Here is a 13,054-nt window from a genome sequence, read left to right on the forward strand (position 1 = left end):
GCGCAGGGGGCCCTGGACAACGGCGATTCGACAAATCAGGGCGAGCTCGGAAAATTGCCAACCTGCCCGAGACGTCGCCGCCATAGTGCTACAGTGCGGCATGCGCCACCGATGCCGGCTTCGGCGTGGTGATCATGACGTGAGGCCGGCCTAGTCGCCCTCGATGCATTCGAACAGACCGACGCCGTGCGGACGCAGGACGTAGAACAGCAGCGCTCCCGCCAGCAGGCCGCCGAAATGCGCCGAATAGGCGACCTCGTCGGTGGGGTCGGCAAATCCGATGTCGAGCAGTTGCAGGCCGACCCAGATGCCGATCACCCACATCGCCTGCAGGCGCACCGGCCGATAGAACATCAGTACCGTGACCTTGGCGCACGGCTTGAGCATCAGGTAGGCGGCGAGCACGCCCGAAATGGCGCCCGAGGCGCCGACCATCGGCAGCTTCGATCCGACATTGCAGGCGATGTAGACCGTCGCCGAGAACACGCCGCTCAGGAGATAGAACAGCAGATAGCGGCCGCGGCCCAGCGCCTGCTCGATGTCGTCGCCGAACACTTGCAGGTAGAACATGTTGCCGATCAGGTGCAGCCAGCCGCCATGGAGGAACATGCCGGTGAACAGCGTGCCATAGGCCTGCAGCGGCGCGACCGTACTCGACGCGTTGGTGATCGAGGCCGGCACGACGGCCCAGTGTGCCACGAAGGCTTCGCTGTCCGGCGAGGCCTGCTCGCCGAAGAAGGCGATCAGATTGAGGGCGATCAGCGACCAGGTGACGTAGGGCCGAAAAGGCGTCTCAAACGGGTCGTTGTCGTATAAGGGGATCACCATGTCGCCCGATGTCTCTACCACAGCGCCGGCGGCCGACACCATCAAGCGCCTGCTGCCGTGGCTGGTGGCGGTCGCCTTCTTCATGCAATCGCTCGACACCACCATCCTGAACACGGCGGTGCCGACGATCGCCCAGGCGATGCAGGTCACGCCGCTCGACATGAAGTCGGTGCTGGCGAGCTATACGCTCAGCCTCGCCGTGTTCATCCCGATCAGCGGCTGGATGGCCGACCGCTTCGGCACGCGGCGCGTCTTCGCCTCGGCGATCGGCCTGTTCACCGCGGGCTCGCTGCTGTGCGCCGTCGCGGTCGACATCGACATGCTGGTCGCCTGTCGCGTCATCCAGGGCATGGGTGGCGCGATGATGGTGCCGGTCGGGCGCATGACCATGGTGCGCACCTTCCCCAAGTCGGAGCTGGTGCGGGCGATGAGCTTCGTGTCGATCCCCAGCCTGGTCGGGCCGATGCTGGGGCCGGTGGTCGGCGGATTGATCGTGCACTACCTGCACTGGAGCGTGGTCTTCCTGGTCAACCTGCCGGTCGGCGCGCTCGGGCTGTTCCTGGTCTGGCGCTTCCTGCCCGACTATCGCCAGGAGACCCGGATGCTGGACGTCGTCGGTTTCATCCTGTTCGGCTCCGGCATTGCGCTGCTGTCCTACGTACTCGAGGTGTTCGGCGAGCATCGCCTCGGCGACCTCGAGATCGTCGGGCTGATGGCGATCGCGGCGCTGCTGCTGGCGGGCTATGGCGTCAACGCGCTCCGCATCCGCTATCCGCTGCTGCGGCTCGACCTGTTCCGGCTGCGCACCTTCCGCGCGGCGGTGGGCGGCAGCTTCTTCAGCCGGCTCGGGCTGGGCGGCATTCCGTTCCTGTTCCCCCTGCTCTACCAGGTCGGCCTCGGCTACTCGGCGGTGCAGTCGGGCCTGCTGGTGATGCCGCAGGCGCTGGCCGCGATCGGGCTCAAGCTGGTCGTGTCGAAAATCCTCGCGCGCTTCGGCTATCGCACCGTGCTGTTCGGCAACACGCTGATCCTCGGCGTGCTGATCATGGGCTTCGCCACCATCGATATCGGCACGCCGGCCTGGCGCATCGCGCTGCAAGCCTTCATCCTGGGTTTCTTCACCTCGACGCAGTACACCAGCATGAACACGCTGGTGTACGCCGACGTCACGGCGCAGGAGACCTCCGCCGCCAGCACCATTGCCAGCACCGGCCAGCAGATGTCGATCAGCTTCGGCATCGCCGGGGCCTCGCTGGTCGCGGCGTATTTCGTGCCCGAGGAGCTGCGCGCCGATCCGGCCGCCCTGATCCGCGGCGTGCACCACGCCTTCATCTGGCTGGGCGTGCTGACCATGGTGTCGTCGGTGGTTTTCCTGCAGCTTCACCGCGACGACGGCGGTGCGATCAGCCGGCACAAGGGCTAAGCTCGCCCCGCCTGCAGGGAGGATGAGATGGCCGTTCGGCGCCGATCGTTGCTCGTTGCGTCGCTTGGCGTCCTGTCGCGTCCCGCTTCTGCCCAGAGTTATCCGTCGCGTCCGGTGCGCGTGGTCGAGGGCTACGGCCCCGGCGGCGCGCCCGACATCATCGCCCGCCTGATCGGCAAGTGGCTGGCGGAGCGGCTGGGCCAGCCGTTCGTCATCGACAACAAGCCGGGCGCCAGCGGCCGCATCGCCACCGAGGCGGTCGCCAAGGCCGTGCCCGACGGCTACACGCTGCTGCTGGTGCTGAACAACAACACCGTCGACGCCGCGATCAAGGACAAGCTGCCGTACGACTTCGTGCGCGACATCGCGCCGGTCGCCGGCATCTACCGCCAGCCGCTGGTGATGGAGGTCCATCCCTCGGTACCGGCCGACACCGTCGCCGAGTTCATCGCGCTCGCCAAGTCGAAGCCCGGCAAGATCAACATGGCGTCGGCCGGCGTCGGCACCGGCACGCATCTCGCCGGCGAGATGTTCCAGCAGGCCGCCGGTGTGTCGCTGTTCCACGTGCCCTATCGCGGCGTGCAGGCGCTGCGCGACACGGTCGCCGGCCAGGCCGACGTCTATTTCGGCGTGGTCGCCTCGTCGTTGCCGCAGATCAAGGCCGGCAAGCTGCGGGCGCTGGCGGTGACCACCGCGACCCGCTCGGCCGTCCTGCCGGACGTGCCGGCGATGGCCGAGGCCCTGCCGGGTTACGAGTTCAGCGCCTGGTATGCCGTGGGCGCGCCCAAGGGCACGCCAGCGGAGGCCATCGCGCGGCTGAACAAGGAGGTGAATGCGGCGCTCGCCGATCCGCAGTTCGCCAACCAGCTCGCCGAGCTCGGCGGCATCCCGCTCGCGGGCTCCCCGGCCGACCTCAGGAGGCTGATCGGCAGCGACACCGAGAAGGTCGCCCAGATCATCAAGGTCGCCGGCCTCACCATCGACTAGCTCAGGAGATCAGGCTCGCGCCGACATTGATCATCAGCGCGAGGATGGCGGTGTTGAAGGCGAAGGCGACGATGCCGTGCACCAGGCTGATCAGCCGCATGTCGCGCGAGGTCGTGCAGACGTCGGCGGTCTGGCAGGCGCAGCCGATCACGAAGGCGTAGTACAGGAAGTCGCGATAGTCGGGCGCATGCTCGCCGGGGAAGTCGAGGCCGCCGGGCTGCCCGCGCTCGTGCGGCCGGTAGTAGACGTTGGCGTAGTGCAGGGTGAACAGCACGTGGGTGAAGGTCCAGGACAGCACCACCGTCGCGCCGGTGATCAGCAGCCCGGCCGCCGCCGGCGCCTCGTAGGCCTTGATCGCGGCCAGCTCGACGAAGATGGCCGCGAAGCTCGCCGCGGCGCTGCCGATCACCACGGTCAGGATCATCCAGTCGCCCTGGTCGTAGAGCGACGCCCGCCGCCGGCAGGTCTCGATGTCCGACCGCAGCATCATGTGCAGGGCGAAGCCGACATAGACCGCCGCCGTGAGGTCCCAGGCCAGCAGCAGCCGGGTCGCCCACCGGATCGAGGGCGGCAGGACCACCAGCAAAACCACCCCGACCAGGGCCGACAGCATCAGCCGACGCCGCGCCACCAGGAACTTGCCCACCCGGGACTGGACCATGAACCCTTTCAAATCTAAGTCCTTTTCCGAAACTGCCGACTTGAGGGGTCAGATAGGCGCCGATTCGGCGCCCCTGCCCTTGCCGGTCCTGTGGATGAACGCTAAACACACGACCGTCATTTTGTCGCAAGCGGCGCGGGGGAAAAAGCAGCATGGCGACGAAGAAGAAAACCACGGCAGCGGCGAAGAGCGCTGGAAAGACGGTCGCCAAACACTTGAACGGCCAAGCGAATCAAGGCCGGGTCACGGGTACGGCCGAATCGCGGGATACCGCGCGGCTGTTGCTCGAGATCGAGTCCATCCACTGCCGGCCGGACAATCCGTACATCTTCACCTCAGGCCGGGCGAGCCCGGTCTATATCGACTGCCGCAAGATCATCTCGTTCCCCGAAGCGCGCGCCAAGATCATGCAGCACGCGCTCAAGACCATCGATCGCGAGATCGGCTGGAACAAGATCGATGTGGTGGCGGGCGGCGAGACGGCGGGCATCCCGTTCGCGGCATTCCTCGCGGCGCTCGCCAAGAAGCCGATGATCTACGTGCGCAAGCAGCCCAAGGGCTTCGGCCGCATGGCGCAGATCGAAGGCGACCTCAAGCCGAACAAGCGCGTGCTGCTGGTCGAGGACCTCGCGACCGACGGCGGCAGCAAGCTGGTGTTCATCGATGCGCTCAAGAAGGCCGAGGCGCGGGTCACCGACTGCTTCGTGATCTTCCACTACGGCATCTTCCCGCAGAGCGTCGAGACGCTGGCGGTCGCCGGCGTCAAATTGCACGCGCTCGCCACCTGGTGGGATGCGCTCGAGGCCGCGGCCAAGGGCAAGTACTTCGACGAGAAGGGCCTCACCGAGACGCGCGCCTTCCTCGAGGCCCCCGAGCAGTGGTCGGCGAACCACGGCGGCCGGCCACCGACACGACCCGGCCTGCGCTGAAGCGGCGCACGATGACAGCGCGGCGCTAGCCGTGCCACTTTGGTCGGCGATGGGTATTCGCCGCGGCCTGCTTCTCCTTCTCGCCCTGATCACGCTCGCCCTGCCCGCCCGGGCCAAGGACGAGCTCGTGCTGGGCATGAACACCGCGCCCGGCGCGATGAACCCGTCGCTCAACTCGATGCTGGCGACGTCGCTGGTCAACTACATGACCCTGCGGCCGATCACGGCCTACGACGCCAACTGGAAGCTGGTCTGCATCATGTGCACCGAGCTGCCCACCGTCGACAACGGCCGCGCGCGGATCGTCGACTTGCCCGATGGCAAGAAGGGCATGGAGATCGACGTCGAGCTGAAGCCCTTCACCTGGGGCGACGGCACGCCGGTCACCGCCCGCGACTTCGCGTTCGCCGTCGAGGTCGGCAAGCATCCGCTGTCGGGCGTGCCCTCCGGCGAGGAGTTCCGCCGGATCGTGAAGTTCGAGGTCAAGGACGACCGCCACTTCACCGTGACGGTCGACCGCGTGACCTTCGACTACAACAGCATCGAGCGCATGCCGCTGCCGGCGCATATCGAGAAGCCGATCTTCGACGCCAACCCGGCCGAGTACCGCAACAAGAGCGCCTACGACACCCAGCCGACCAATCCGGGCTTGGCCTTCGGCCCCTACCGCATCGTCGAGCTGGTGCCGGGCAACCGCATCGTGCTGGAGCAGAACCCGACCTGGGCTGGCCCCAAGCCCGCCTTCAAGCGCCTGCTGATCAAGATCTTCGAGAATTCCGCCGCGCTCGAGGCCAACCTCCTGTCGGGCAACGTCGACTACATCCTGGGCGAGAGCGGCCTCAGCTTCGACCAGGCGATCGCCTTCGAGAAGCGCCACAAGGACAAGTACAACGTCGTCTACAAGCCCTCGCTCACCTACAGCCACATCGACACCAAGCTCGACAATCCCCTGCTCGCCGACCTCAGGGTGCGGCGGGCGCTGCTGATGGCGATCGACCGCAAGGCGATCTCCGACAAGCTGTTCGACGGCAAGCAGCCGGTGGCGGACGGCGACGTCAACCCGCTCGATCCGATGTACAGCCCGGCGGCGCGCCGCTACGCCTACGACCCGGCCGCGGCGAAGACGCTGCTCGACGAGGCGGGCTTCGGCGAGATCAAGAACGGCGTGCGGCAGGACGCCAAGGGCACGCGGCTGTCGCTCGAACTGGCCTTCGCCAGCGGCAACCGCATCAACGAGCAGATCGCGCAGGTAATCCAGAGCCAGCTCCGCCAGGTCGGCATCGAGCTGCGCCTGAAGGCGGCGCCGGCGCGCATCTATTTCGACGCCCTGCAGAAGCGCAACTTCGAGGCGCTCGCCCTGTACGGCTGGATCACGCGGCCGCAGAACGTGCCGCGCACCACGCTGCATTCGGAGGAGATCCCGACGGCGCAGAACGGCTGGAGCGGCCAGAACTACCCGGGCTACGCCAACCCGGCGATGGACAAAGCGCTCGACGCCGCCGAGCGCGAGCTCGATGTCGACAAGCGCCGCGCCCTGTTCGCCGAGATCCTGCGCCTCTATGCCGACGAGCTGCCGGTGCTGCCGCTGTACTTCCGGATCGATGCCTTCGTGATCCCCAAGCCGCTCAAGGGCGTGCGCCCGACCGGCCATCAGAACAGCTCGACCCTGTGGATCGAGCAGTGGCGCTGGGAGGAGTAGGATGCTCGACCGTGTGACGCTCGACGGTCGCTTCGTGCGGCTCGAGCCCCTCGAGGAGCGCCATCGCGAGCCGGTGCGGCCGGCGGCGCAGCATCCCGAGATCTTCACCGTCACGACCTCGGCGCTGGGGCCGTTGTACGATCCCTACATCGACAACGCGCTGCACCGCAGCGCCAGCGGCCACGAGATGGCGTTCGTGGTCTGGCACAAGGCCGAGCGGCGCTATGTCGGCATGACCCGCTACCTCAACATCGAGGAAGCGCACCGCAAGCTCGAGATCGGCTCGACCTGGTACGAGCCCTCGGTGTGGGCGGGCGCGGTCAATCCCGAGTGCAAGCTCTTGCTGATGCGCCATGCCTTCGAGGCGCTGGGCTTCGTCCGCGTCGAGTACAAGACCGACGTCCGCAACGGCCGCAGCCGCGCCGCCATCCTGAAGCTCGGCGCCAAGCAGGAGGGCATCCTGCGCAAGCACATGATCATGGCCGACGGGTACGTCCGCGATTCGGTCTACTTCTCGGTGATCGACGAGGAATGGCCGGCGGTGAAGGCCGGCCTCGAGCGGCGCCTCGCGGGATGAGCCGCTATCTCGCGAGCCGCCTGGCCGAGATCGCAATCACCCTCGCGCTGATGAGCCTGATCGTCTACCTGCTGATCGGCCTGATGCCGGGCGACCCGATCGACCTGATGATCTCGGGCGATCCGCGCATGACCAGCGCCGACGCCGCCCGCCTGCGCGCGGTCTACGGCATCGATAAGCCGTTGCTCGAGCGCTACCTCGCCTGGGCCGGCCAGGCGCTGCACGGCAACTTCGGCTACTCGCGCTCGCTCAACCAGCCGGTGCTCGCGGTGCTCGGCCCGCGGCTCCTCAACACGCTGGCGCTCGCCGGCACCGCCTTCCTGCTGTCGATCGCGATCGCCCTGCCGCTCGGCCTGTGGACGGCGGCGCGGCCGCGCAGCCGCGCCGACTACACCGTCAACCTGCTGTGCTTTGCCGGCATCAGCACGCCGCCGTTCTGGCTGGCGCTGCTGCTGATCACGCTGTTCTCGGTCAAACTGGGCGTCCTGCCGGCCGGCGGCATGGCCGAGATCCGGCCGCACACGCCGTGGCCCGAGGCGATCGCCCAGCAGCTGCGCTTCGCCGTGCTGCCGATCGGCACTCTGCTGCTGCTGCAGCTCGGCGGCTACACCCGCTTCATGCGCGCCGCCATGATCGAGACCCTGCGCCAGGACTATGTCCGCACCGCCCGCGCCAAGGGCGCCTCGCCCACGCGGGTGCTGTGGCGGCATGCCTTCGTCAACGCGCTGACCCCCGTGCTGACCATCCTCGGCCTCTCCTTCGGCGGGCTGTTCTCGGGCGCGCTGATCACCGAGATCATGTTCGCCTGGCCGGGCATGGGGAAGATGATGTTCCAGGCGATCCTGGACAACGACTACAACCTCGCCCTGGTCGGGCTGCTGTTCACCACCTTCACCACCATCGTCGGCAACCTCATCGCCGACCTGGCGCTGGTCGCGGTCGATCCGCGGGTCACCCTCGCGAGCCGGCTCAGATGACGATGAAGGGCCATCGCCCGGCGCAGGTCTCGGCCCTCTTCCTCGCGCTGCTGCTGGTGCTGGCGCTGGCGGCACCCTGGATCGCCGATGCCCGCGGCATCGATCCGACCATGACCGACCTGCTGCGCCGCAAGGAGCCGCCCTCGGCGCACTTCTGGCTGGGCACCGACGATCTCGGCCGCGACCTCTTGCAGCGCCTGCTCGACGGCGGCCGGGTCTCGCTGCTGGTCGGCTTCGCAGGCGCGCTGCTGTCGGCGGCGATCGGCGCGGCGATCGGCGTGTTCGCGGGCTATTACGGCGGACGGCTCGATGCGGTCCTGATGCGCGTGACCGACGGGGTGATCGCCCTGCCGCTGCTGCCGCTGGTGATCGTGCTGGCGGCGGTCGACCCGCAGAAGATCGGCATCCCTCAGGCGATCGCCCAGTCGGAGACCTTCTCGCTGTGGCGCATCGTGGCGATCGTGTCGCTGATGGGGTGGACCACCGTGGCCCGGCTGGTGCGGGCGGCGACGCTGTCGCTCAAGGCGCAGGATTTCACGCGCGCCGCGCAGGCGCTGGGCGCGCGGCCGCTGCGCATCATGTTCCGCCACATCCTGCCCAACGCCATGGGCTCGCTGGTGGTCGCGACCACGCTCTCGATCGGCGGCCTGATCCTGCTCGAATCGACCCTGTCGTTCCTCGGCCTCGGCATCCAGGCGCCGGCGGCGAGCTGGGGCAACATGCTGACCAACGCCCAGGAGCTGCTGCAGGAGACGCCGGTGCTGGCGCTGTGGCCGGGCCTGCTGATCTTCCTGACGGTGATCGCCTTCAACTTCCTGGGCGACGGCCTGCAGGACGCGCTCGACCCCCGAAGCGAGCGGCGGGCCTGAAGCCGGGCAAAAAGAAAGCCCGCCGGAGGCGGGCTTTCTCGTTCGACAACCGGCTTCTGCTCAGCCGACCGCCTTGATGTTCTCGGCCGACTGCTTGCCGGTGCGGCGGTCAGCGACCAGCTCGAATTCGACCTTCTGGCCTTCGTTGAGGCTCTGCAGGCCGGAGCGCTCGACGGCGCTGATATGGACGAAGGCGTCCTTGCCGCCGTTGTCCTGCTGGATGAAGCCGTAGCCTTTGGTGGCGTTGAACCACTTCACGGTTCCGGTAGCCATGGGAATTGCCTTTCACGTCATAGATGCGCCCGCCACAAACGAGGCAGGCCGTCGAATTTGCGTTCTTCAGGATCAAGTCGAGGGCGAGCCGGAGGCGTCGCCGAGGTTGTCCGTCCATCGACCGGCGCTCTATGGCCGTTTTGGCGGCGTCTGGCAAGCGCCGCGATCCCGGAGGCGCGCGCGCGGTAAAGCCGCGCCCCCTCATCCTCTCGCCGGACCGCGGGCCTCCGGCCGGCTCACGAAGCGCCCCTTCCCACGGCACGCCCCTGGAACTTCCCACTTCCGTGGGAAGCCTCCCACCCCGATGGCACAAAGCTTTTCCGGGAATCCGGCTGACACACCCTCCCTCCCCCGCGGTGTTAGGATACCGCGTCCACCGTTTAGGTTATTGATTGACTTTAAGTTTATCCATGATATACACCCTGCCATGCCCCGCTTGCGTCCGCCGCCCGTCCGGGCCCCCGCGATCCGGCCCGAGCGCCGGGGCGCCGCCGACCTGCTGGCCGCCCTGCCCGGCCGCCGGCCGATCCTGGCGCCGCTCCTGCGCAGCCACAGCCTGACCCTGCTCTACGGCCCGCGCGGGCTCGGCAAGACCTTCGTGGCGATGGCGATCGCCCATGCCGCCGCCACCGGCGGCCGTTTCCTCGGCTGGCAGGCCGAGCGGCCGCATCGCGTCGTCTATGTCGACGGCGAGATGGCGGCCGCCGACGTCGGGCAGCGGCTGGCGATGCTCGGCCCGGCGCCCAAGACGCTGGAGTTCGTCCTGGCCGATCTCCGGTCGAGCGGCCTTCCCGACATTGCCGAGGAAGCGGGCCAATCGGCGATCTGGAACGCCTGCACCCCGCCGCCCGACCTGCTGGTGCTCGACAATCTCTCCAGCCTGGCTGGCCATCGCACCAACGATGGCGATCCGTGGCCGAAGCTGCAGCCCTTCCTCCTGCGCCTGCGCCGACGGACGGCGGTGCTGGTCGTCCAACACACCAACAAGCGCGGCGCGCTCCGCGGCTCGGCGCAGCAGGAGGACGTGCTCGACCTCGTGCTGGCGTTGCGCCGGCCCGCCGGCTACGCGGCGCACCAGGGCGCCCGTTTCGAGCTGCATGTCGAAAAGGCGCGCGCCGTGGCGGGCCACGCACTCGAGCCGGTAGAGGCGAAGCTGTGCTTCGATCCGGCGGGCCGGGCGACCTGGGCGTGGTGGCCGCTCGAGGAGCAGGACGTCCATCGCGTGGCAGCGCTGCTGCGCGACGGGCTCAATCCCAATCAGATCGCGCGCGAACTCGGCATCTCCAAGAGCAAGGCCTACCGGCTGAGGGAACTGGCCGTCTCCAGCTCTCGCGTCTGACACCTACAAGATCGTGGCTCGCATGCGAGCTAATCCGTCGACCATATACTGCCAAGAGCCTACTGATCGAGAAACCGCCTACAGCAACTGCCCATTACCTCCGCCCTTAACGTCCAACCCTGACCGAAATGCTGGGTGAACTCGGTATAGTGGAATCTGCCCGCCCTCTTTCTCTCGCAGAATTTTCATCTTCTTTACGTCATATGCTGCATCAAATATGTATCCAACCCAATCGCCCTTGCCGACGATACCAATAACGCCGTACCAGAGAAGCAGCTCTGTAACCCTCTCGTTTTGTCCGGCAGGAACACCCGCTCTCGCAAAATGCTCGTGAAGATCAGGCTCTAGAATGTCAGGTTCTTCACCAACGAGCTGATACAGCACATCCTTGGCTTCGGGCATCAAATCTCGAAGCTCGTTATCTGTGTCAACAAGCAAATCATTCGAATAGGCTCGAAGCCCCGCTTCGATGTCACCCTGCTCTATCCTCGAGTGACCATTGTTCACTGCAGCGCCGCGACAGTGGTTCAGAATGGCGAGAAGATACCTAGGCCTCATCAACGAATGCTCTATGAGCACTTCAGAGCTCTCCCGACCATGACAGGTCTCGACTGCTATGTCGTTCCAAGCTCGCAAAAATTCAACAGACAACGACCATCCGTTATATATTAATCGTCTTCTGATTAATTCACGTAGCTGTCCCGGGTCGCTCCAGTCCAATGAAACCCGAAGGTCTTTACCTCGATCTGGGATCGACTGCACAAGATACTGATAAACATCGTTTCGCAAGAATACGATGGAATGAAAATCAATGTGCGCTCGTTGCAAGTCCCGCTGAATCTTCCACAACGCCTCAATCAGCGCGTGCACTATAACAACATCATCGGTTGACACTCCATCGGTAGCCCATCCCTTATCTATGTTATCAAACAGGATCCATACATCCTCTTTTTCTTCAAGGTAGGCCGTAATCGCTGTCCGCAGCCTATGCAAGTCACCTCGATAGAGAATTTGAGTAACTTGGTCATGCGATAGTCGTGTCGTCCCCTGCCCACCGAACTTTGCATCAAAGGTAGTAACCAAGTAGGTTGACAATTGGACTAACCGTTCGGAAAAGTCGCCTTCCGTCGTGCTTCCGTGAGAAAAATATATAGCGCTGAGTTCATCGTAAAGCCTCATCAGCTTGGGATCACGCCGATTAACTTCTCTATCTTTGTCCAGGAGCTTATGTGCCAATTCCAGCAAGAGAACATAATCCCAAAGCGCCGTTACCAGATGATCTTTGCTTCCTGCCTCTAGATAACGAAGGACCACGTCCTTTAGCTTGATCAACTGATACCCTTCGGGTTTGAGATCCACTACGACTTTTCGGGTATCTCGTCGAAGCTCGTTACGTATTTGAGAGAACGCCGCGGTCTTGCCACTACCCTTCCGGCCGACTAAAAGATTCACCTCGCCTCTAATCGCCCGTCCAAATTCAGCCGTCTTCATGAAATAGGAGCCAAGTGTTTGAAACTCATTCTCCGCTGTTGGAGAACCAAAACTCAGTTTCTCTAACAATCCCTGTGCTTGCTCAGAATCATCTGCCGAATAAAAGGCGTTCTCCACTTCTTCGCGGAAACGAGATATAAGATCATCGATATCCCCTGGATGCTTATAGGCGCGAATTCTATCTCGCAGGTCCAGAGGGACGCTCCAATCTCCAGCGCTGCGCAGAAGCAAAACTTCCTTCTTCATTCCATACGCCAAACCAGCAACAAATGCTGCCCTGAGATTGTGAACCTCTGCCTCTTTAACATACGGAGCCAGGAGCGGCACGACGATGCCAGTAGCTGCAGCAACATCGTCAATTGTTTCATCCGGTGCCATCCGGGGTTGCTCAGTTGGGTTGAAGCTCTTGTAGAAGAAAAACTCTTTCTTTACGCCAGCGATGATCCTGGAAATCTCCTCTGAATAGTGCGGCGGTTGCAGCACCCATACTTTTGCCTTTGCGTTTAGCTTACTAGAGAATCTTATGGAGAGTGCGTCTTCCAATATTACGCTACGCAACTTGCTAGCTAATTCGGAGGCATTCTCGTATTCGACTCTTTTCAGTGTATCGAAAACACCAACTCTCTTTTTGAGTTCATCGTCAGAAGCGAGCGTAGAATTTGCAATGGGAATGGCCCTTTTTCGCAAACCTATTGCGTAGCCGATCTCGAAAGCGACATTGAAATTTAGAAGCGTAATATCAGCTATGAATATCTCGGCAGAATCTATGTCGCTACAAACTACCGAAGCTACGGGTTTCCCGGCACCTCGGTCATGAGCCCAAGATGAAAGCACGTAGTCTTGACTTAGTGAGTTAGGGAAGGTCTGACCAAGTCACGCAATGACGGCGTCGCCGGTCCTTGGTCTCGTAGTCGGCTCTTTTCCGTCGGAAGCCGTCACGAATGGGCGCAGAAGGCTCCGTATTTGCGGTGAGGTGCCGGCGTTCTCGCTGTCTCGCCCCT

The 13,054-nt window shown here is 64.4% G+C and carries 12 protein-coding genes; 8 read left to right on the top strand and 4 right to left on the bottom strand.

What is annotated here, in order from left to right; genetic code table 11:
* Positions 1 to 150 precede the first annotated feature (150 nt).
* Positions 151 to 828, bottom strand: coding sequence for a rhomboid family intramembrane serine protease (locus J0J01_RS31650; RefSeq protein WP_296387625.1), 678 nt, complete (start codon positions 826 to 828; stop codon positions 151 to 153).
* Here J0J01_RS31650 and J0J01_RS31655 point away from each other — a divergent pair.
* Both J0J01_RS31655 and J0J01_RS31660 read left to right on the top strand, forming a co-directional pair.
* A complete protein-coding gene (locus J0J01_RS31655; RefSeq protein ID WP_296387626.1) occupies positions 827 to 2,251 on the top strand; it encodes a DHA2 family efflux MFS transporter permease subunit in 1,425 nt (474 codons plus the stop codon). The two genes, J0J01_RS31650 and J0J01_RS31655, sit on opposite strands and share 2 nt — an antisense overlap.
* Before the next feature lie 27 nt (positions 2,252 to 2,278).
* Positions 2,279 to 3,238, top strand: coding sequence for a tripartite tricarboxylate transporter substrate binding protein (locus J0J01_RS31660; RefSeq protein WP_296387627.1), 960 nt, complete (start codon positions 2,279 to 2,281; stop codon positions 3,236 to 3,238).
* A 1-nt stretch (position 3,239) separates the two neighbouring features.
* Here J0J01_RS31660 and J0J01_RS31665 read toward each other — a convergent pair whose 3' ends face one another.
* Positions 3,240 to 3,899 carry a DUF1345 domain-containing protein gene (locus J0J01_RS31665; protein ID WP_296387628.1) on the bottom strand — a complete coding sequence of 220 codons (660 nt, stop codon included), beginning with the start codon at positions 3,897 to 3,899 and terminating at the stop codon, positions 3,240 to 3,242.
* A gap of 215 nt (positions 3,900 to 4,114) precedes the next feature.
* On the opposite strand from J0J01_RS31665, the gene J0J01_RS31670 reads away from it, so the two are divergent.
* From J0J01_RS31670 to J0J01_RS31690, 5 genes are read left to right on the top strand one after another with little or no spacing between them, the layout of a single operon-like run.
* The gene (locus J0J01_RS31670; RefSeq protein ID WP_296387637.1) at positions 4,115 to 4,828 is read left to right on the top strand and encodes an orotate phosphoribosyltransferase; all 714 of its coding nucleotides are present in this window, start codon (positions 4,115 to 4,117) and stop codon (positions 4,826 to 4,828) included.
* A 49-nt stretch (positions 4,829 to 4,877) separates the two neighbouring features.
* Complete coding sequence (locus J0J01_RS31675) at positions 4,878 to 6,527, top strand: peptide ABC transporter substrate-binding protein (RefSeq protein ID WP_296387629.1); 1,650 nt, start codon at positions 4,878 to 4,880, stop codon at positions 6,525 to 6,527.
* Position 6,528: 1 nt separating this feature from the next.
* Positions 6,529 to 7,104 carry a GNAT family protein gene (locus J0J01_RS31680; protein ID WP_296387630.1) on the top strand — a complete coding sequence of 192 codons (576 nt, stop codon included), beginning with the start codon at positions 6,529 to 6,531 and terminating at the stop codon, positions 7,102 to 7,104.
* The gene (locus tag J0J01_RS31685) at positions 7,101 to 8,081 is read left to right on the top strand and encodes an ABC transporter permease (protein ID WP_296387631.1); all 981 of its coding nucleotides are present in this window, start codon (positions 7,101 to 7,103) and stop codon (positions 8,079 to 8,081) included. The genes J0J01_RS31680 and J0J01_RS31685 overlap by 4 nt, the downstream gene beginning before the upstream one ends.
* Positions 8,078 to 8,950, top strand: a complete 873-nt coding sequence (locus J0J01_RS31690; RefSeq protein WP_296387632.1) for an ABC transporter permease — start codon at positions 8,078 to 8,080, stop codon at positions 8,948 to 8,950. Before J0J01_RS31685 ends, J0J01_RS31690 begins: the two co-directional genes overlap by 4 nt.
* A gap of 60 nt (positions 8,951 to 9,010) precedes the next feature.
* Here the strand turns inward: J0J01_RS31690 and J0J01_RS31695 are convergent, their stop codons facing one another.
* The gene (locus J0J01_RS31695; RefSeq protein WP_296387633.1) at positions 9,011 to 9,223 is read right to left on the bottom strand and encodes a cold-shock protein; all 213 of its coding nucleotides are present in this window, start codon (positions 9,221 to 9,223) and stop codon (positions 9,011 to 9,013) included.
* A 427-nt stretch (positions 9,224 to 9,650) separates the two neighbouring features.
* On the opposite strand from J0J01_RS31695, the gene J0J01_RS31700 reads away from it, so the two are divergent.
* Positions 9,651 to 10,562 (top strand): AAA family ATPase, encoded by a 912-nt coding sequence (locus J0J01_RS31700; protein ID WP_296387634.1) that lies wholly within the window; start codon positions 9,651 to 9,653, stop codon positions 10,560 to 10,562.
* 78 nt (positions 10,563 to 10,640) lie between these two features.
* Here the strand turns inward: J0J01_RS31700 and J0J01_RS31705 are convergent, their stop codons facing one another.
* Entirely contained in the window at positions 10,641 to 12,887 is a 2,247-nt protein-coding gene (locus tag J0J01_RS31705) for a hypothetical protein (protein WP_296387635.1), read from the bottom strand.
* Positions 12,888 to 13,054 lie beyond the last annotated feature (167 nt).

It is taken from the genome of Reyranella sp., assembly GCF_017305915.1.
Classification (GTDB): domain Bacteria; phylum Pseudomonadota; class Alphaproteobacteria; order Reyranellales; family Reyranellaceae; genus Reyranella.

Excerpts from the sequence above, each read along its gene's own strand:
- J0J01_RS31695 (WP_296387633.1), bottom strand. The coding sequence starts at position 9,223 with ATGGCTACCGGAACCGTGAAGTGGTTCAACGCCACCAAAGGCTACGGC.
- J0J01_RS31700 (WP_296387634.1), top strand. The coding sequence starts at position 9,651 with ATGCCCCGCTTGCGTCCGCCGCCCGTCCGGGCCCCCGCGATCCGGCCC.
- J0J01_RS31675 (WP_296387629.1), top strand. The coding sequence starts at position 4,878 with ATGGGTATTCGCCGCGGCCTGCTTCTCCTTCTCGCCCTGATCACGCTC.
- J0J01_RS31665 (WP_296387628.1), bottom strand. The coding sequence starts at position 3,899 with ATGGTCCAGTCCCGGGTGGGCAAGTTCCTGGTGGCGCGGCGTCGGCTG.
- J0J01_RS31650 (WP_296387625.1), bottom strand. The coding sequence starts at position 828 with ATGGTGATCCCCTTATACGACAACGACCCGTTTGAGACGCCTTTTCGG.
- J0J01_RS31655 (WP_296387626.1), top strand. The coding sequence starts at position 827 with ATGTCGCCCGATGTCTCTACCACAGCGCCGGCGGCCGACACCATCAAG.
- J0J01_RS31660 (WP_296387627.1), top strand. The coding sequence starts at position 2,279 with ATGGCCGTTCGGCGCCGATCGTTGCTCGTTGCGTCGCTTGGCGTCCTG.
- J0J01_RS31690 (WP_296387632.1), top strand. The coding sequence starts at position 8,078 with ATGACGATGAAGGGCCATCGCCCGGCGCAGGTCTCGGCCCTCTTCCTC.
- J0J01_RS31680 (WP_296387630.1), top strand. The coding sequence starts at position 6,529 with ATGCTCGACCGTGTGACGCTCGACGGTCGCTTCGTGCGGCTCGAGCCC.
- J0J01_RS31685 (WP_296387631.1), top strand. The coding sequence starts at position 7,101 with ATGAGCCGCTATCTCGCGAGCCGCCTGGCCGAGATCGCAATCACCCTC.